General features: G+C 70.7%; 17 protein-coding genes. 10 read left to right on the forward strand and 7 right to left on the reverse strand.

Annotated elements, in window-relative coordinates; translation table 11 throughout:
* Positions 1-61: 61 nt before the first annotated feature.
* The 4 genes from FHR32_RS20755 to FHR32_RS20770 all read right to left on the reverse strand — a co-directional run bounded on the left by FHR32_RS20755 (position 62) and on the right by FHR32_RS20770 (position 4,363).
* Complete coding sequence (locus tag FHR32_RS20755) at positions 62-574, reverse strand: Rv3235 family protein (protein WP_184755813.1); 513 nt, start codon at positions 572-574, stop codon at positions 62-64.
* A 206-nt stretch (positions 575-780) separates the two neighbouring features.
* A complete protein-coding gene (locus FHR32_RS20760; RefSeq protein ID WP_184755814.1) occupies positions 781-2,115 on the reverse strand; it encodes a PTS transporter subunit EIIC in 1,335 nt (444 codons plus the stop codon).
* A 121-nt stretch (positions 2,116-2,236) separates the two neighbouring features.
* Positions 2,237-3,586: a PTS transporter subunit EIIC gene (locus FHR32_RS20765; protein WP_184755815.1), complete on the reverse strand. Its 1,350-nt coding sequence runs from the start codon at positions 3,584-3,586 to the stop codon at positions 2,237-2,239.
* Between the two features lie 36 nt (positions 3,587-3,622).
* Positions 3,623-4,363, reverse strand: a complete 741-nt coding sequence (locus tag FHR32_RS20770; protein WP_184755816.1) for a GntR family transcriptional regulator — start codon at positions 4,361-4,363, stop codon at positions 3,623-3,625.
* Between the two features lie 160 nt (positions 4,364-4,523).
* On the opposite strand from FHR32_RS20770, the gene FHR32_RS20775 reads away from it, so the two are divergent.
* From FHR32_RS20775 to FHR32_RS20800, 6 genes are all read left to right on the forward strand, one after another.
* On the forward strand, positions 4,524-5,558 hold the full coding sequence (locus FHR32_RS20775; protein WP_184755817.1) for an SIS domain-containing protein: 1,035 nt from the start codon (positions 4,524-4,526) through the stop codon (positions 5,556-5,558).
* Positions 5,559-5,610: 52 nt separating this feature from the next.
* Positions 5,611-5,847 (forward strand): PTS sugar transporter subunit IIB, encoded by a 237-nt coding sequence (locus FHR32_RS20780; protein WP_184755818.1) that lies wholly within the window; start codon positions 5,611-5,613, stop codon positions 5,845-5,847.
* Positions 5,848-5,898: 51 nt separating this feature from the next.
* On the forward strand, positions 5,899-6,345 hold the full coding sequence (locus tag FHR32_RS20785) for a PTS sugar transporter subunit IIA (protein ID WP_184755819.1): 447 nt from the start codon (positions 5,899-5,901) through the stop codon (positions 6,343-6,345).
* A 162-nt stretch (positions 6,346-6,507) separates the two neighbouring features.
* Positions 6,508-6,765 carry an HPr family phosphocarrier protein gene (locus FHR32_RS20790; RefSeq protein WP_184755820.1) on the forward strand — a complete coding sequence of 86 codons (258 nt, stop codon included), beginning with the start codon at positions 6,508-6,510 and terminating at the stop codon, positions 6,763-6,765.
* On the forward strand, positions 6,762-8,444 hold the full coding sequence (gene ptsP / locus FHR32_RS20795) for a phosphoenolpyruvate--protein phosphotransferase (RefSeq protein WP_184755821.1): 1,683 nt from the start codon (positions 6,762-6,764) through the stop codon (positions 8,442-8,444). Before FHR32_RS20790 ends, ptsP begins: the two co-directional genes overlap by 4 nt.
* A 206-nt stretch (positions 8,445-8,650) precedes the next feature.
* Positions 8,651-9,952: a glycoside hydrolase family 3 protein gene (locus FHR32_RS20800; RefSeq protein WP_246466238.1), complete on the forward strand. Its 1,302-nt coding sequence runs from the start codon at positions 8,651-8,653 to the stop codon at positions 9,950-9,952.
* A 38-nt stretch (positions 9,953-9,990) separates the two neighbouring features.
* On the opposite strand, the gene FHR32_RS46065 is transcribed toward FHR32_RS20800, so the two are convergent.
* The 3 genes from FHR32_RS46065 to FHR32_RS20810 all read right to left on the reverse strand — a co-directional run bounded on the left by FHR32_RS46065 (position 9,991) and on the right by FHR32_RS20810 (position 14,938).
* A complete protein-coding gene (locus FHR32_RS46065; RefSeq protein ID WP_281390879.1) occupies positions 9,991-10,116 on the reverse strand; it encodes a hypothetical protein in 126 nt (41 codons plus the stop codon).
* An 80-nt stretch (positions 10,117-10,196) separates the two neighbouring features.
* Positions 10,197-14,567 (reverse strand): cation-translocating P-type ATPase, encoded by a 4,371-nt coding sequence (locus tag FHR32_RS20805; RefSeq protein WP_184755822.1) that lies wholly within the window; start codon positions 14,565-14,567, stop codon positions 10,197-10,199.
* 83 nt (positions 14,568-14,650) lie between these two features.
* Complete coding sequence (locus tag FHR32_RS20810) at positions 14,651-14,938, reverse strand: hypothetical protein (RefSeq protein ID WP_184755823.1); 288 nt, start codon at positions 14,936-14,938, stop codon at positions 14,651-14,653.
* Between the two features lie 79 nt (positions 14,939-15,017).
* On the opposite strand from FHR32_RS20810, the gene FHR32_RS20815 reads away from it, so the two are divergent.
* From FHR32_RS20815 to FHR32_RS20830, 4 genes are all read left to right on the forward strand, one after another.
* A complete protein-coding gene (locus FHR32_RS20815) occupies positions 15,018-15,401 on the forward strand; it encodes a hypothetical protein (protein ID WP_184755824.1) in 384 nt (127 codons plus the stop codon).
* A 293-nt stretch (positions 15,402-15,694) separates the two neighbouring features.
* Positions 15,695-16,336: an HAD family hydrolase gene (locus tag FHR32_RS20820; protein ID WP_184755825.1), complete on the forward strand. Its 642-nt coding sequence runs from the start codon at positions 15,695-15,697 to the stop codon at positions 16,334-16,336.
* Between the two features lie 155 nt (positions 16,337-16,491).
* Positions 16,492-16,998 carry a DUF6912 family protein gene (locus tag FHR32_RS20825; RefSeq protein ID WP_184756621.1) on the forward strand — a complete coding sequence of 169 codons (507 nt, stop codon included), beginning with the start codon at positions 16,492-16,494 and terminating at the stop codon, positions 16,996-16,998.
* A gap of 164 nt (positions 16,999-17,162) precedes the next feature.
* On the forward strand, positions 17,163-17,798 hold the full coding sequence (locus FHR32_RS20830; protein WP_221465484.1) for an HAD family hydrolase: 636 nt from the start codon (positions 17,163-17,165) through the stop codon (positions 17,796-17,798).
* Positions 17,799-17,846 lie beyond the last annotated feature (48 nt).

Here is a 17,846-nt window from a genome sequence, read left to right on the forward strand (position 1 = left end):
GGCCCGCACCAGGTGCGGGCCCTTCCGGCTTTCACCGGTTTTCACGCCGTACGGCATGCGGTCAGGGAGTCGTCTCGAAGTCGGTGCACAGCCACTGCACGCCCCTGCGCTCCAGGCGCAGCGCCAGCACACGCGGCCGGTCACCGCAGTGCACCAGGACGCACATCTCCACGACCCCGTCCTTCGGCTGGGAGATGTGCGGTGTGCCGACCAGCGGTGGCCGCGCACAGTTTATGATCTTTCCGCTCCTGACCAGTTCGGCGCGGGTGCGGTCGGCCAGCTGCGAGGAGACGCTCGAAGGCGGCCGCCTGCCGGACAGGATCTCGGCGATGGCCTGGCCGAGGGCCCGCAGCCGTCGCTCGTCGGGGATCGCACCCGGTGGCCCCCAGATCAGTGGTTCCCGGGCAGGGCCCTCCTCTGCGGGCTCGGGCTCGCAGAGGAGGGCGAGCGTTCCCTGGACGTACGGCGGGGCGGCAGGGATGTCCGCGGCGGGACGCTCGTCGTCGTAGGGCGGTTCGGCGAAAAGGGACGGCGCGATCCGGGGGAGTGGGACCGGCCGTGGAATACGGGACATGGCAACTCCGATTTTCGTCGGCTGAACTGATGCATCTAGGAGTTTCCGGTCCCCTGTCCAGATACATCGGGCGCCAACTTCCTCGTGATCCCCGTCGTTTCGCCCGGCTAGGTGGAGAAGATCACCTCAAGCTGGATCAGTCCCCGCCTACCGGAGAACGGGTTCCGGAATGAACGGCGATCCGCCGCGGGCGGCCGAAACGCCGTTCAGGGGACGGGAGGGCCGGCGGCGGCCGTACCCGGTGGGGCGTCGGCGTCGTCCGGCTCGCAGCCTGGCGTGGCCAGGTTCAGCCTCCTGATCAGGAGGCTGAACAGCAGGTAGTAGACGACGAAGTAGATCAGTCCGAAGATGACGATCAGCCCGAGCCTGTGGGTGTTGGCCTTGCCCGCGTTGAGGAGCATGTCGATGCCGCCCGCGGAGAAGGTGAACCCGAGCCGGGCCCCCAGTTCGGCCATCAGGGCCATCGACAGGCCGGTCAGCAGGGCGTGCACCACGAACAGCACGGGCGCCACGAAGATGAAGGCGAACTCCAGAGGTTCGGTGATGCCGGTCACGAACGAGGTGAGGCCGGCCGACAGCATGATGCCGCCGACGGCCGCGCGCCTGCTCGGCGGAGCCGCCCGCCACATCGCGATGGCGGCCCCGAGCAGGCCGAACATCATCATCGGGAAGAAGCCGGTCATGAAGATCCCGGCGCCGTCCTGACCGGCGAAGTAGCAGTTGAGATCGCCCGAGGCGTTCCTGGTCGCGCCGTCGACCCCGGCCCGGCACTCGGGGAGGGTGAACCAGACGATCGTGTTCAGGAAGTGGTGCAGGCCGATCGGGATGAGCAGGCGGTTGGCCACGCCGTAGATGCCCGCGCCCACGGTGCCGTGGCCGGCCAGCCAGTCCCCGACGCCCGCCAGCCAGTCGCCGACCGGCCGCCAGAGCAGGCCGAAAAGTACGCCGAGGAGCAATGCGGCGACGGCGGTGACGATGGGGACGAACCTGCGTCCACCGAAGAAGGCGAGCCAGGAGGGGAGCCTGATGCGGTAGTAGCGCTGCCAGAGCAGGGCGGCGGTGATGCCGATGACGATGCCGCCCAGGACTCCGGTGGGATTCTGCACGCCGAGGTTGAGGGCGGGCAGGGGGCGCCCGTCAGGTCCCACGACGTTCAGCGCGATCTTCTTGTAGACCTCTGAGGCCGGCGAGGCGGTGAAGAACAGGGTCCTGCTGACCCGGTCGAAGATCAGGTAGCCGACCAGGGCGGCGAGCGCGGTGGAGCCGTCGGCCTTGCGGGCGAACCCGATGGCGACGCCGACCGCGAACAGCAGCGGCAGGTTGTCGAACAGGGCGCCGCCCGCAGCGGCGAAGATGCCGGCGACCTGGTCGAGAAAGGCGTTGTCGGTCCGGCCCAGCAGGTCGTCCTGGCCGAATCTGAGCAGCAGACCGGCGGCGGGCAGCACCGCGATCGGCATCATCAGCGAGCGCCCGATGCGTTGGAGGACCGCGAAGACCGACGACCACATCGACGGACCGTGTTCCACGGCTGCCGTGCTCATCCCCGCCCTCCGCGTGCATGCCGTACGAGGGGGATGGTTGGTATCTACCACACGGTGCGGTGGATACACGGCCGGGCCGTCCGGGGCGGGGTGTCACCCGTTCCCGGACGGCCGGATCGGTTCAGGCCGGATCTGCGGTCGTGGGGGTGGAGGACGCGGTGGCGGTCTCACCGGAGTCGACGTCGGGCTCGGGCTCCCTGCCCGGGGTCATGATGTTCAGCTTTTTGATCAGGAAGCTGAACACGAGGTAGTAGATCGCCGCGTAGACCAGGCCCATCACGATGAGGATCGGGACGCCCCGGGTGTTGGGGGCGGTGCCGTACAGGACGAGGTCGATCAGCCCGGAGGAGAAGCTGAAGGCGAGCTTGGCGCCGAGGACGGAGGCGATCGCCAGGGAGAGGCCGGTCAGCACGATGTGCACCACGAACAGCACGGGTGCCACGAAGATGAAGGCGAACTCGATCGGCTCGGTGATCCCGGTGAGGAACGCGGTGAGCGCGGCGGAGATCATGATCGAGCCGACGGCGGTACGGCGGTGCGCCGGGGCGGCCCGCCAGATGGCGACCGCCGCGGCGGGCAGGCCGAACATGAGGATCGGGTAGAAACCGGCCTCGAAGCCGCCGAAGCCCACGGCGCCGTTGTTGAAGCAGACCAGGTCACCGGCGAGCTGCTTGCCGTTGACCACGCAGTCCGGTACCTGCGTCCAGACCACGTTGTTGACGATGTGGTGCAGACCCAGCGGGAGCAGCGCGCGGTTGACCATGCCGTAGATCCCGGCGCCGACCGTGCTGTTCTCGGCGAGCCAGGTGCCGAAGGCGCGGACCCAGCTGCCGAGGACGGGCCAGATGAAGCCGAAGACCACGCCGAGGACGAGACCGGCGAGGGCGGTGAGGATGGGCACGAGCCGGCGGCCGCTGAAGAAGGCCAGCCAGGTCGGCAGCTTGGTGCGGTAGTAGCGCTGCCAGAGCAGCGCGGACACGATGCCCATGACGATGCCGCCGAGCACCCGGGTCGGGTTCTGCGCACCGAGGTTGAGCGCCACCTGAGGGACGCCCGGGTTGGCCGGGTCGAACAGCTGGTTGGAGATCGTGGCCTTCAGCTTGTCGTCGAACAGGTTGAAGAACATGGTCATGCTGACGGCGTGGAAGACCAGGTAGCCGACGAGCCCGGCCAGTGCGGTGGAGCCGTCGGCCTTGCGGGCGAACCCGATGGCCACGCCGATCGCGAACAGGACGGGCAGGTTGTCGAAGAGCGTGCCGCCCGCGGTGCCGAGGATATGGGCGATGTCGTCGAGCAGGGGGTTGTCGGTCCGGCCCACGAGGTCGTCCTGCCCGAGCCGGAGCAGGAGTCCCGCGGCGGGAAGGACCGCGATCGGCAACATGAGGGAGCGGCCCAGACGTTGGAGCACGCTCATAACGGCGGATCCGGACGAGGACGCGGGAAGGCCCGCGTCCGCTGTGGTGGTACTCATCGGACTTTCCTCCAGGGGGTGGGGGTAGGGAGGAGGTCAGGAGCGGCGCGCCGGTAGCTCCAGGACCGTGCGGAGCTGGTAGCGGTCGGCGCGGTAGGTGGAGACTCCGAGTTCGGCGCAGACGCCTCCGGCGAAGGAGCGTCGCTGCAGCAGCAGGACGGCTCCGCCGCGTGGCAGTTTCAGCAGGTCGGCGTCTCCGGGGTCGGCGATGCCGCCGTCAATGGTCAGTTCGCCCGCGTCGAGCACCAGGCCGTAGCGGGTTTCGAGCAGCGCGTAGAGGGAGCGGCCGGTCAGGTCGTGGGTGTGCAGGTCGGGCGCGAGGGAGACCGGGATGTGGGCCCGCTCGATGCACATGGGCTCGTCGGCGGCGGTGCGCAGCCGCTCGATGAAGTGCACCTCGTCTCCGGGCCTGATCCCGAGCTCTCTGGCCAGATGCGCGCTGGCCCTGACGATCCGGCGGTCCAGATCGCGTGACCCGGGCTCCATGCCCCGGGCGCGCATCTCGTCGCTGAAGGAGGTCAGCCGGAGAGCCATCTCGATCTTCGGGTGGGCGACGAAGGTGCCCTTGCCCGCCACGCGCTGCAGCCTGCCCTCGGAGACCAGGTGGTCGACGGCCTGCCGCACCGTCATACGGGACAGCCCGAAGCGCTGGCAGAGCTCGCGCTCGGACGGGATCGCCATGCCGATCGCCAGCTCGTTGCTCTCGATGAGGTCGAGCAGGATCTCCCGGAGCTGGAAGTACTTCGGTACCGGGCTGTCAGGGTCGATCTGAACCATGAGATCCTCCCCTCTCGATCTGGGGCGTAGAGATGAGTTATGGTTCGTACTGGTCTAGTCCGGACTAGACCACAGGCCGGAAAAGGGTGTCAATGTACGGACCGGCGACGGATCGATAACGGCCCGATCTCGCCAGACCGAACCGAAGGATGAGCGTTACATGACGACCAAGATGCGCAGCGAGATCGCCGAGCAGCCCGCTGCGTTGCGGGCCACTCTGGATGCCCTCCTCCCCAGGGTCGCCGAGGTGGAGCGGCTCGCGGGACAGACCCGCCAGCTGCTCTTCATCGCCCGTGGCACCTCGGACAACGCCGCGGTCTACGGCCGCTACCTGGCCGAGGCGCACACAGGCCGCCTGTCCACGCTCGCCGCGCCCTCGATCGCCACCACCTACCGGCGCAAGCTGGATCTCGACGGCGTCCTGGCCGTCGCGCTCTCCCAGTCCGGCCGCACCGAGGAGATCGTCGAGACCCTCGCCTGGGCCAAGGACTGCGGCGCCCGTACCGTCGCCATCACCAACGGCGGCGAGCAGAGCCCTCTCGCCCAGGCCGCCGACCTCGCCCTGTGCACCCTCGCGGGCGAGGAGAAGGCCGTCCCGGCCACCAAGACCTACACCACCCAGCTCGCCGCGCTGGCCGTGCTCGGCCTCGGCCTGGGAGCGGACGTCAACCCCGCCGATCTGCAGCGGGTGCCGGACGCGGTGGAGAAACTGATCGCGGAGCCGGGCGCCCTGGAGGAGGTCGTCGAGGGGCTGGCCGACAAGCCGGGCGTCGTGGTCTCCGGCCGCGGCCTGGCCTTCTCCACCGCGCTCGAACTGGCGCTCAAGCTCAAGGAGGCGTGCTACCTGCACGCCATGGGCCTGTCCTACGCCGACCTGCTGCACGGTCCGATCGCCGTGGTCGACGCCGACACCCCGGCCCTCCTGGTCGCGTCCGGCGAGGGGCCGACCCTGGCCGGGACCGTGGCACTCGCCGAGCGGGTCACCGGCGCCGGGGCCTCGGCTTTCACCGTCGGTGGCGGCACCGCGCTGTCCGCGGTCTCCACCGCCGCCCTGAACGGCCCCGACCTCCCCGAATGGATCGCTCCGCTCGGCCTGATCGTCCCCGGCCAGTTGCTGACCGAGGCTCTCGCGCGCAGGCTGGGAATCGACCCCGACGCGCCCCGCGGTCTCAACAAGGTGACCCAGACCGACTGATCTCGCGGTGTCGTTTAGCCTGTGCGCAGAGCGATCACAACTGGAGGGCAACATGGCGGCCAACGTCGATGCGATCATCGCGGGTCTCGGTGGGGCGGGCAACATCATCGAGATCGAACCCTGCATCACCCGGCTGCGCACGGAGGTGCGCGACGCCTCCAGAGTCGATCAGGCGGCTCTCAAGGCGGCCGGGGCGCACGGCGTCATGGTCGCGGGCAACGTCGTCCAGGTGGTCGTGGGTCCGGAGGCGGACACGATCGCCAGCGACATCGAGGACATCATCGGCTGAGAAGGCCGGGCCGTCCCCGCTCTCGCGGGCGGGACCATTCGAAGAGGTGTGATGACCACAGTTCTGGCCCCGGTCACGGGGGTAGCCCTGGGCCTGAGGGCAGTGCCCGATCCGGTGTTCGCCGAAGGCATGGTCGGGCCTGGAATGGCGATCGAGCCGGACAGGGCGCCCGGTGAGGCGGTCTCGCCCATCGCGGGCACGATCGTCAAGCTGCACCCGCACGCGTTCGTCGTCGTCGGTGACGAGGGCCGGGGGGTCCTGGTCCATCTGGGCATCGACACCGTGCAGCTCAAGGGCGCGGGTTTCGAACTGCTGGCCTCCGAAGGGGACCGGGTGAGCGCGGGACAGCCCGTGGTGGCCTGGGACCCGTCGGAGATCGAGGCCGGCGGGCGTTCTCCCGTATGCCCGGTCGTGGCGCTGGACGCGGCCGAGGGTTCCGTCGCCGCGCTCGTCGACGGCAAGGTCCGTGCGGGAAGCGAACTCTTCCGGTGGACGTAGCGACCACTGTGGGCGTAGTGACGACCGCGGGCATGGCGATGGGTCATGCAGGAACGGAACCTGGTGAGACGGTTCCCGCGGTCACCGGCCGGACGGCCTTCATGGACCGATCAATGAGCCGGGCGGGCCGTACCGCCCGGCCTACTTTTGCAGGAGGAGCACGTGGCCGAGCGCCAAGTCACGGTTGAGGCCGAGGTCGGTCTGCACGCCCGTCCCGCGGCGACGTTCGTGCAGACCGCGGCGGAGGCCCCACTGGACGTCACCATCGCCAAGGGGGCCGGGCAGCCGGTGAACGCCAAGAGCATTCTCGCCGTCCTGTCGCTCGACGTCAGGAAGGGCGACATCGTGGTGATCAAGGCCGACGGCGACGGCGCGGACGAGGTCCTGGACCGGCTCGCCGTCATCGCGTCGGCACCATGAGCGCGCTCACAGGGGTGGGGGTGAGCCCGGGGATCGGCTTCGGGCCCGCCTACGTTCTCACACATGACACCCCGGTGCCCCCGCCCGGCGCCCGGCATGACGGGGACGCCCGGGCCGAGCGGGCGAGGGCCACGCAGGCGCTGGAGGAGGTCGCCGCCGACCTGGAGGAACGGGGTGCCCGGGTGGGCGGCGAGGCTCAGGAGATCCTGGGCGCCCAGGCGATGATGGCGCGCGACCCCGGTCTCGCCACCGGTGTGGCCGAGCTGATCGACGAGGGCCGGAGCGCGGCCCGCGCGGTCTACGAGGAGTTCGGCCGATACCGCGAGATGCTCGTCGGGGCCGGGGGATACCTGGGCGAGCGCGCCGCGGATCTGGACGACGTCAGGGACCGGGCCGTCGCGGTGCTGGAAGGTCTGCCGATGCCCGGGCTGCCGTCCCTCGCGGAGCAGCCGTACGTCCTCGTCGCCCGTGACCTGGCGCCCGCCGACACCGCCTTGCTGTCCGCGGACGTGGTGGCCGCCTTCGTCACCGAGCAGGGCGGGCCGACCAGCCACACCGCGATCCTCGCCCGCGCGCTGGGGGTGCCGGCGGTCGTCGCCTGTCTCGAGGCGACCTCGATCCCGCACGGCGTGCCGGTGCTGGTGGACGGGGCCTCCGGTCTCGTACGGCCCGCGCCCTTGGCGGAGGAGGTGACCACGGCGAGGAACACCGCCTCCGCCAGGGAGGCCGTGCTCGCGGCCGTCACCGGACCGGGGATGACCTCCGACGGGCACGCGGTGCCGCTGCTGGCGAACATCGGCGGGCCACGCGACGTGGACGCCGCGCTGAAGTACGGCGCGGAGGGCATCGGGCTCTACCGGACCGAATTCCTCTTCCTCGACCGGATGTCGGCGCCGTCCGACGAGGAGCAGGAGGCCGCGTACCTGGACGTGCTGAACGCCTTTCCGGGCGGCCGGGTGGTCGTGCGGACACTCGACGCGGGGGCGGACAAGCCGCTCGCCTTCCTACCGCCTCAGGAGGACGAGCCCAATCCGGCGCTCGGGCAGCGCGGCCTCCGGCTTCTCCGGGCGTACCCGCAGATCCTGAACGCGCAGCTCGGCGCTCTCGCCAGGGCCGCCTCCCAGTCCTCGGCCAAGCTTCAGGTGATGGCCCCGATGGTGGCCACCGCCGAGGAGGCCGCCTGGTACGTGGCGGTCTGCAGGGAGGCGGGACTGCCGTCCGCGGGTGTGATGATCGAGATCCCGTCGGCCGCCCTGCGTGCCTCCGATCTGGCCGCGGAGGCCGATTTCTTCTCTCTGGGCACCAACGACCTGGCCCAGTACACCTTTGCCGCCGACCGCCAGGTCGGCATGTTGACCGCGCTGCAGGACGCCTGGCAGCCGGCGCTGCTCGACCTGGTCGCGCTGGCCGCGACCGGAGCCGCCGAGCGCGGCAAGCCGTGCGGGGTGTGCGGGGAGGCCGCGGGTGATCCGGTCCTCGCCTGCGTGCTGGTCGGGCTGGGCGTCACCTCACTGTCGATGGGTGCCCCCGCGTTGCCCGCCGTACGGGCCGCGCTGTCGCGCCACACCCGTGAGCAGTGCCTGCTGGCCGCGCAGGCCGCGCTGGCCGCCGTCTCCGCGCAGGAGGCGCGCGCCGCGGCCCGCTCCCACCTGCCCGGGCTGGCCGGGCTGGCGCTCTAAGGGGGCGGGGACGCAGCGATGTGGGCTTTCCCCCGAAACGTAGAGACATCGCCCTCAAAAGGGGGCGGCGACGACGGAGACACGCCGGACGTTTGATCAGGACGTCGAAGACGGCCTGGCACTGATGGACCCGGCACTGACCGGAGCGGCCTGGTCCGGCGCCCGTGGGGGTCCGGCGCGGATAGCGTGGGTGCATGGTTCGGTTCATGCGTACGACAGGGCTGGCAGCGATCGCGACTATGGTGGCCGGGTGCGCCGGCGCGGGGGCGGGGACATCCCCACCGGTGAAACCCGCCGCGGGGCAGGCGGGCATCGCGGCCACGAGTGCCACGCCTTCGACGTCCGCGACGCCCAAGCCCACCGGAGTGGAGGCCGTGCTGGCGCGGATGAGCGTGGAGGACAAGGTCGGGCAGCTCTTCATGCCCGTGCTGTACGGCCCGGCGGCGGACGGATCGTCCGGGGAGAACCAGGCCCGGTTCGGTGTGGGCACACCGGCCAAGGCGGTCGCCAAATACCGGCCGGGCGGGGTGATCCTGTTCCCCTGGGCGGGCAACATCAAGGACGTCCGACAGGTCGTGGCACTGACCAACGGGTTGCAGAAGGCGTCGCCGAAGATCCCGTTGCTGATCGGCGCCGATCAGGAGAACGGCAGGGTCTCCCGGCTCGCCCCACTTGTGACCGACATGCCCGGCGCCTCGGTCATCGGCTCGACCGGCGACCCCTCACTGGCCCGTAAGGCGGCCAGGGTCACCGGCACCGAGCTGCGCGCCCTCGGCATCAACCTCGACTTCGCGCCGGTCGCCGACGTGAACATCAACCCGAAGAACCCGGTGATCGGCCCCCGGGCCTACGGCTCGGACCCCAGGAAGGTCGCCCCCATGGTCGCCGCCGCGGTCCAGGGCTTCCACGACGCGGGGATCGCCAGTACGGCCAAGCACTTTCCCGGCCACGGGGACACCAACGTGGACAGCCACTCCGGGTTACCGGTGATCCAGCACTCCCTGTCCCAGTGGAGCAGGCTGGACGCGCCGCCGTTCGCCGCGGCCATCGGCAAGGACGTCGACGCGATCATGAGTGCTCATGTGGTCATGCCCAAGCTCGACCCATCCGGTGATCCGGCCACGCTGTCCAAGCCGATCCTGACCGGGCTGCTCCGCGAGAAGCTCGGTTTCGACGGGGTCGTCTCGACCGACGCGCTGGACATGGCGGGGGTGCGCAAGAAGTACGGTGACGGGCAGGTGGCCGTGCGCGCCATCCAGGCGGGGGTGGACCTGCTGCTGATGCCGCCGGACTTCCCCAAGGCCTACCAGGCGGTGCTGGCGGCGGTGAAGTCCGGGAGGATCCCCGCCCGGCGGCTCGACCAGTCCGTCCGGCGGCTGCTGAAGCTGAAGGCCGCGCGGGGCCTGCTGGAGCGGGCTCCGGTGGCCGATCCGGCCAAGGCCGAACGGGTGTTGCGCTCGCCGGAGCACCGTAAGGTCGCCCAGCTCATCAAGGATCGGGCGCGCTGACCGATCCGGCCCGAGCCGGCTGTCAGCCGGCCGGGCCGTCACGCGGGCAGGAGGCCGCCGCGCCGGGTCATCGAGAGCACGAGGGACTGAACGAGACGCATGACGAGTGCCTCGAGCAGGAGGAAGGCCGCCTTGGCGAGAACCGAGGACAGGAATCCGGACATAACAACCTCACAGGACTAAGAAGCTCTTAACCTGATTTTTCAGGACAAAGCTATCTGAAACGGTACCCTGAGATTGCTATTCAGTGAACGGCCGATGACGCCTCGCGGATCGACGCCTGGATCGCCGTCCCGGCAACGGTGGTCGCGGCGGCGCTTCCGAGGGCGATCGTCCATCCCACGGGCCCGAGCGGGCGGCAGCCGAAGAAGTGGCACAGGCCCGGCAGCGAGACGGTCAGGCACAGGACGGCCAGTGACCCGAGCGAGGCCAGCGCGACCACGCGGTCCCGGCCGCCCATGGCCAGCGTCTGGAACAGCTGCGCCGCCACGAGCGCGACCAGCCCGATCGTGTTGGCCCTCCCCCGGGTTCCGGTCATCCGGCCGACCGACCACGCGACACCGGCCGCGGTCGCCGTGACGGCGGCGCGCAGATAGATGTCCCGGCTCAGCGAGGCCCCCAGTGAGGCCTCCGGGCCCTCGGCGAGCAGCCGTTCCGGGCTGGTCGCAGTCGGGGGCCGGACGGCCACCGCCATCGCCGGCAGCATGTCGGTGAGCAGGTTGACCAGCAGGAGCTGGCGGGCGTTCAGCACGTTCTGGCCGCTGATCAGGCTGGACCCGACCGCGAACACGATCTCGCCGATGTTGCCGCCGAGCAGGATGCTCAGGGCGTCGCGGACCGAGCTCCACATCGCCCTGCCCTCGATGATCGCATCGACGATCGTCTCGATGCGGTCGTCGGTCACCACGACGTCGGCGGCACCCCGGGCCGCCGGGGTGGCACGGGAGCCGAGGGCGATTCCCACGTCGGCCGCGCGGATCGCGGGGGCGTCGTTGGCGCCGTCGCCGGTGACCGCCACGACCATGCCGGAACGGCGCAGGCAGCCGACGATCCGGGCCTTGTGCGCCGGAGTGGTCCGCGCGAAGACCGTCGCGTCCGGCAGCACCTTGACCAGGTCGTCGTCGTCGAGGTCGTCCAGCTCCGGACCGGTCATGATCCGCCCGCCGTTCAGCACGCCGAGCTCGGAGGCGATCGCCTCGGCGGTGCTCGGGTGGTCACCTGTGATCATGACGACCCGGACGCCCGCCCCCGTCAGGCGGCCGACGCTCTCGGCCGCCGTGGACCGGACGGGGTCGGCCAGGCAGAGGAAGCCCATGAAGGTCAGGCCGTCGATGCGGGACTCGTCGAGGTCGCGGCGGTCGGAGGCCGGGCGCTCGGCCACCGCGAGCACCCGGTAGCCCTGTCGGGCGAGCCTGTCGACCTCGTCTTCGAGCTCAACCCTGGCCGAACCGTCCAGGGGGATGAGGCCGTGACCGCGGAAGAGACCGGAGCAGCGGGTGAGCACGGCCTCCGGGGCTCCCTTGACGCTCAGCAGGTGCCCCGAGTCGCCCAGGCCGAGCACGGCGTGGTAGCCGCGTCCCGGTTCGAAGGGAAGCTCGTCGATCCGCTGCCAGGCGCCCGGCCCCTCCTCGGGGGTCACGTGCAGCCGCCGGGCTCCGTCCAGCACGGCGCGGTCGGTGGGGTGGGCGATGGGCCGCCCCTCGTCATGGCGCGGGCTCGCGCGCAGCGCGGCCGCCATGATGTGCCTAAGCTCGGGCGCCCGTTCCTCGATGGAATGTTCGACGCGCCCGTCCGAGACGCACCGCAGGCTGATGTGTCCCTCCGTCAGTGTCCCCGTCTTGTCGAAGCAGAGGACGTTCACCCGGCCGAGGGCCTCGATCGTGGAGGGGTTGGGCACCAGGGTGTTGCGGGTCGACAGCCGCCGGGCGGCGGCGAGCTCCGCCACAGAGGCGACGAAGGGCAGCCCCTCGGGTACGGCGGCGACGGCGAGGCTCACCGCGGGTGCGAGTGCCTCCGCCAGGGACCTGCCGCGGAGTAGGTCGGTGGTCAGCAGGACGACGCCGGAACCGATCGCGACGGGAAGGACCCGCCGGCTCAGCGCCCGTAGCCGGAGTTGCACACCCGTCGGCGGGCGCCCCTCCACGGTGAGCATGGCCGTCCGGGCCGCCTCGGTCGCCTCACCGGCCGCGACGACCACGGCCAGGCCATGGCCGGCCGCCACCGTCGTGCCCTGGTAGACCATCGAGCTCCGGTCGGCGACGGCGGCGGCGCTGACGGGCTCCGGTGACTTGGCGACGAGCTGTGACTCACCGGTCAGGGCCGCCTCGTCGACCTCCAGGCCCACGGCCCTGAGCACGCGGCAGTCGGCCGGTACGGCGTCGCCCGCGCGCAGCTCGACGACATCGCCCGCCACGAGGTCGTCGACGGTCGCGCCCGCGTTCCCGCCGGGACGGCGGAGCTGCACGCGGGTCGTCACCGTCTCCGTCAGACGGTGCAACGCCCGGTCTGCGGCGAATCGCTGGCCCCCGCCGATGACCGCGTTGATGACCACGACCGCCCCTATCAGCACCGCGTCGGAGACCGAGCCGACCAGGGCTGACAGGCCTGCCCCGGCCGCCAGTACCGGAGTGAGGGGGTTGGCCAGCTCTCCGGCGCATATGCGGAGCAGCGGGTCAGGACCATCGGGTTTTTCGATCCCCGACGAGGTCCTGCGGCGCAGGGCCTCCGCCTCGGTGATCCCACCGGACGAGGAGTCGAGCCGGGACAGGACATCCTTGACCGGCATGGCGTGCCAGGGGGTGCGGTCGGCGCGGATCGGAACCGACTTCCGGCCGGCGTTGTGGCCCGCCCACTCACCCGCGACGATCGCGGCCAGCGCGGTGCAGTCGCTCACCAGCTGGGCCCTGTCCACGGATTCCTCTCGTGCCCCGGCGGTCGTCAGCGTGGCACCGCCGGCCGCCCCCGCCATGCTCAGCCACACGCACTGCTCGCTCGTCTTCCTCGCCGGTGCCAGGCAGCTCAGCAGGAGGTGGACCCCGTCGAGCTCGCCGATCACGTCCGCGTCCCACGGCACGCGGCCGGACCGGCCCAGGACGCCGATGCCCAGGTCGGCCTGGGCCAGCCCGGCCCTGGAACGCCTTGACACCACGACCACTCCGTGACCGTCGGCCTGGAGCGTGCGGACCGACGCGGCCAGCTGCGGACCGCCCGGCACGGACTCGTCGATGCCGAGCCGCCTGCCGAGCCCCGGATCTCCCCCCGCCAGCATCACGGTGCAGCCGCTCCGGGCCGCGGCGACGACGGCGTCCGCCAGCGGGTCGAGCTCCGGTGCGAGCCCGGCCACGGCCACCAGCTCGCCTTTCCTGCGCAGGCCGACGGGCCGCAGTCCCCGGGCCTCCCATTCCGGGGCGTCCATCGGGATGGTCCCGGCCAGATCCGCCAGCGGTTCAGCCACCCACGTGTCGCGCTCCCGCCGCGCGGCGGGAGCGGTGAGGTCAACCAGGGTGTAGAGCCGCGTGTGAAGCCTGTCGGCGTCCAGGTCCCCGGCAAGGGGGACGAGGCGGTCGACCGTCCAGGAATCCGTGGTGAGAAGGGCGCCGTCGAGGATGACGGTGTCGATGCCGTCCATCCGGCGCAGGGCGTCACCGTTGAGGACGAGCACACCGCGCTTGGCCAGAGCCCGTCCGACCGATCCGGCGAAGGCCTCGCGACCCGCTTTCGCCGCCTTGGGTGTCGTGGCGATCAACATGGCGATTCCCCGCTGCGGGCTGGCGCTGACCACACGCGTCAGCGCCGACGCGCTCAGCGCCACAGGGGCCACGAAGCGCTCGAACCGTTCCACAGGGCTGTGCGCCAGAGGGGCCGGGCGTGGCTTCTTCGCCGCCCGGATGTGCCGGTAGGTCCCTTTCCGGGAGGCCAGCCTCTGTCCGTGCAGTTCCCAGGCCTCTCGCGTGCCACGCGCCTCCACGTAGCGGGAGGCGGCGGCGATGGAGTGGACCAGCAGCCCCACCGGGCGGAGCGCGAGCGTGTTGGCCACGATGTTCGCGGTGGTGAACAGGGAGTTGGCGGCCGGCCGGCCGAGGTGGCGTTCCAGCTCTGCGCGGACTTTCGGAGCGGACTCCACCAGGTACAGCACGGCGGGCACGGCGGGGGAGAGCGGGGGCAGGCGGGCCACGCGCCCGGCGAGCGCGAGCCCGGTTCCGAGCAGGCTCGCGCCGAGCCTGATACCCGCGCGGGTGTGCTGCTCCACCACGCCGGAGAGCGACGATCCCTGGTCCTGCTCGGTGTCCTGCTCGATGTCCTGCTCGGTGTCGAGATCCTCGATGATCGACAAGAGGCTTTCCAGATCGACCGCGTCGACGTCACCCCCGATGAAGACGGTGCCGAGGGCCCCGTTGACCTCTGCCCGTTCCACCCCGTCCAGCGAGAGCAGCAGTGCTTCGAGCCGCCGCGCCACGCGTTCGGTGCCCGGTCCGCCGATGGCGCGCAGGTCGACATGGAGTCCGCCTGGACACACACGCCTTCCTCGGGGGCGCGGCAGGACGTTCCGGATCGCGCCGGGTACGACACCCCGCAACGCCTCGGTGGAAAAAGTGAGCACACGCGTCAGCAACATTCGGCTCTCCAGCAGGGAAAACACTTAGGCCGTCAGGCCGTGGCCGGGCACGGCCCGATCGGCCGCGTCGCCGACCGTCGTGATTACTTGGATGTACTTCTGCGGGCAGGGGCGGTCGCACCCCGGGGAGCGACCTTCGCCGACCGGCCCTGTCTGCGGGCGCGCTGGGCGATCATTGTTCCGACTCCGATGGCGGCCGCCACCGGCCATTCGATCAGCCCCGCCACCGCGAGTGCGCCGAGTCCCCCGTAGTAGACCATGCGCTCCGGCGGAGGGAGGAACGACTTCGCGGCGTCGACGGCCTGGCCGGCCTCCTGCCGGTTGATATGCGGCAGGTGAAGATGTGGAGGCCGGAACTGCACGGTCATCATCGGCAGGTCCAGCGTGAGCGAGTATCCGTTATGTCCTGTTTTCGCACTGCTTGGCCGGGTGGGCACCTGTGCTGCGGGCTTGTCCGTCGCGGTCGTGTGCTGTGCGGTCGCCCGTACGGCGGGCTTGCGCTGCGTACTCGCCCGTGTGGTGGCGGTGCGTGTGGTGGCCGGCTTCTTGGCCGTGGTCGCCCGTGTGCTGGTCGCCCGTGTGGTGGGTTTCTGCGCCGTGGTCGCCCGTGCGGTGGCCGTGCGTGTGGTGGCGGTGCGTGTGGTGGCCGGCTTCTTGGCCGCGGTCGCCCGTGTGCTGGTCGCCCGTGTGGTGGGTTTCTGCGCCGCGGTCGCCCGTGCGGTGGTCGCCCGTGTGGTGGGTTTCCTCGCTGTGGTCGCGCGCTGCGCGGGTTTACGCCCGGCGGGCGTGGCGGATCCGGATGGCGTACGGGTACGCGATCCGCGAGCTGTCTGACTTACGGTCATGGCCCCTCCTCAGAAGGAGTCGAGGGTCGGTTCACGTGGCGCCCGTGGAAGGTCGACAACACCTTTCACGTGCGATTATCTGGCTTCAGGGCCACCCTCTTAGACGTTCCTCGAACCGCCGCTCTGAAACATGATCCAGCCCTATGAACCAGACATTGAGTCGGAAACAGCTAGTCACCTAGCAAGATGTGCAATTCATTCCGGCCTGCCCGACACCCCCGGTCTCCGCCCCGCTCGTCGGCCGCGCCTACCCTGGAGCCGGTTTCTGGACAAGGAGGCGGGATGTTCAAGGGTGTGCTGATCGACTGGGGTGGCGTGCTCACCACAGGTCTGTCCGAGGCGATCGCCGAGTGGATCGTCGCCGACCGGATCGACGCCACCCACTACCGTGACGTGATGCGGGAGCTGGTCCTGCACGCCTACGAGGGCTCGGAGGACGAGAACACGATCCACGCGCTGGAACGGGGCGAGATCTCCGGACTGGAGTTCGAACGAGAACTGGCCGCCAGGCTGGTCACGACGGACGGCGTGCCGCCGATCGCCGAAGGGCTCCTGAACAGGATGTTCGCCGGTTTCCAGCGGGTGGAGCCGATGTACGACATGCTCCGCCGGGCGCGCGCCGCCGGACTGCGGACCTGCCTGCTCTCCAACTCATGGGCCAACGAGTATCCCCGTGAGGGCTGGGACGAGTTCTTCGACGAGGTCGTCATCTCGGGGGAGATCGGCATGCGCAAGCCGGAGCCGAGGATCTTCGAGCACGCGCTCGGCAGGGTCGGCCTCGCCGGGCACGAGTGCGTGTTCGTCGACGACATCGAGGCCAACATCACGGCTGCCCGGGCGCTCGGCATCGTCGGCGTGCACCACCGGGAGCCCGAGCTGACCATCGCCGAGCTGGAGAGCCTTCTCAGCGTGTCACTGCGGTGACAACCACTCCGCGGTCCGGAACACGCGCCCTGCGAGAGCGGCTCGCCGTTCCGTTCCGCCACCGGCCCTCGCAGCAGGGTCGCGAGGGCTGGCACACTCGGTAGGTGATCGGCGTCGGACCGGCGCCGGTATCGGAGAGACAGATCGAGGCATGGATGCGCGTCTACCTGCCGTGCACGCTCCCCGCGCTGGCCCGTGTGGTCACCCTGGGGGAGCTTGGCCCGGCCCCGCTGACCGGTTACGCGGTGACCCCCGCGTTGATCGAGTGGTACGCCTCGGGTGACACCGAGGAACTGGAGTACGTCGCCCTGACCGAGGCGGCGAGGGCGTCCCTGCGGATGCTGGCCGCCGACCGCGCCGACGGGGTGGACGTGGCCCCGCGCCGGGTGGTCATCGCCGCGGAGGTGCCGGACGAGAAGGTGGGCGTGGGCACCGGCCTGGAGGAACGTGCCCGGGTACGGCTCGCCGCCGCGGTCGCGCTGGCGGACATCGCCGCGGTCCACGTGGACGACCTGTCCGCGGTGAAGGACGTGGAGGCCGCGATCGCCGCGCTGCCCGCGGCCGACCGGGGCGACGACGACGCCCGGTTCGTCCTGGACGGCGCCGAGGCCAACGAACTCATGTGGTTCGCGACCCAGGAGATCCCCGACCTCCTGGGCTGACCACCGGGGATGTCGCGGTCGCCGGTTGTGGCTTACCTCCCGCTGCGTGGTGAGCATGGAGACCCGAGGTCGATCTCCGGATCGGCCGCGGGTCTCCGCTCTCCGGTGCCGCGTGCCGTACGCCGCGCTGAGATGTCACACCGGATGGTTACTCTTTAATGGATATGAAAAAGCACATCGTTTGGGACTGGAATGGCACGCTCTTCCACGACATCGAGGCCGTGGTGGGGGCGACGAACGCGGTGTTCGAGCCCTACGGGCTGGGCTCCTACGACGCGGACGGCTTCAGGGCGGTATACACCCGCCCCATCTGGACGGCCTACGAGCGGATGCTCGGCAGGGCGCTCCACGACGGTGAGTGGGAGAGGCTCGACCTCGGCTTCCACGAGCACTACCACCGGCTGATGCTGGAGTGCGGCCTCGCGGCGGATGCCGCCTCCACCCTGGAGAGCTGGGAGAGGGAGGGCGGCAGGCAGTCGCTGCTGTCGATGTGGGCGCACGAGAGGCTGGGGCCCAAGGTCGCCGAGTTCGGCATCGACCGTCACTTCACCCGGATCGACGGGCTGCGCAGCGCGTCCGGCGGGCACAAGGCCGACTCGATGGTGGCCCACCTCGCGGCGCTCGGCGTGGACCCCGCCGACGTGCTCGTGATCGGCGACAGCGTGGACGACGCGCACGCCGCCCAGCACGTCGGGGCACGGGCCGTGCTCTACACCGGTGGCATGACCAGCCGGACGGACCTGGCGGCGTTCGGCGTCCCGGTCGTGGATACCCTCGCGAATGCGATCGACTACGCCTGAAAGGGATGTTTTCGGCATTTCTGGCGGCCAGGGCACGGCCAGGGCCGT

Source organism: Streptosporangium album (assembly GCF_014203795.1).
GTDB classification, from domain to species: domain Bacteria; phylum Actinomycetota; class Actinomycetes; order Streptosporangiales; family Streptosporangiaceae; genus Streptosporangium; species Streptosporangium album.

Coding starts and splice junctions, on each gene's coding strand:
- FHR32_RS20755 (WP_184755813.1), bottom strand. CDS start 574: ATGTCCCGTATTCCACGGCCGGTCCCACTCCCCCGGATCGCGCCGTCC.
- FHR32_RS20760 (WP_184755814.1), bottom strand. CDS start 2,115: ATGAGCACGGCAGCCGTGGAACACGGTCCGTCGATGTGGTCGTCGGTC.
- FHR32_RS20765 (WP_184755815.1), bottom strand. CDS start 3,586: ATGAGTACCACCACAGCGGACGCGGGCCTTCCCGCGTCCTCGTCCGGA.
- FHR32_RS20770 (WP_184755816.1), bottom strand. CDS start 4,363: ATGGTTCAGATCGACCCTGACAGCCCGGTACCGAAGTACTTCCAGCTC.
- FHR32_RS20775 (WP_184755817.1), top strand. CDS start 4,524: ATGACGACCAAGATGCGCAGCGAGATCGCCGAGCAGCCCGCTGCGTTG.
- FHR32_RS20780 (WP_184755818.1), top strand. CDS start 5,611: ATGGCGGCCAACGTCGATGCGATCATCGCGGGTCTCGGTGGGGCGGGC.
- FHR32_RS20785 (WP_184755819.1), top strand. CDS start 5,899: ATGACCACAGTTCTGGCCCCGGTCACGGGGGTAGCCCTGGGCCTGAGG.
- ptsP (WP_184755821.1), top strand. CDS start 6,762: ATGAGCGCGCTCACAGGGGTGGGGGTGAGCCCGGGGATCGGCTTCGGG.
- FHR32_RS20800 (WP_246466238.1), top strand. CDS start 8,651: ATGCGTACGACAGGGCTGGCAGCGATCGCGACTATGGTGGCCGGGTGC.
- FHR32_RS46065 (WP_281390879.1), bottom strand. CDS start 10,116: ATGTCCGGATTCCTGTCCTCGGTTCTCGCCAAGGCGGCCTTCCTCCTG.
- FHR32_RS20805 (WP_184755822.1), bottom strand. CDS start 14,567: ATGTTGCTGACGCGTGTGCTCACTTTTTCCACCGAGGCGTTGCGGGGT.
- FHR32_RS20810 (WP_184755823.1), bottom strand. CDS start 14,938: ATGATGACCGTGCAGTTCCGGCCTCCACATCTTCACCTGCCGCATATC.
- FHR32_RS20820 (WP_184755825.1), top strand. CDS start 15,695: ATGTTCAAGGGTGTGCTGATCGACTGGGGTGGCGTGCTCACCACAGGT.
- FHR32_RS20825 (WP_184756621.1), top strand. CDS start 16,492: ATGCGCGTCTACCTGCCGTGCACGCTCCCCGCGCTGGCCCGTGTGGTC.
- FHR32_RS20830 (WP_221465484.1), top strand. CDS start 17,163: ATGAAAAAGCACATCGTTTGGGACTGGAATGGCACGCTCTTCCACGAC.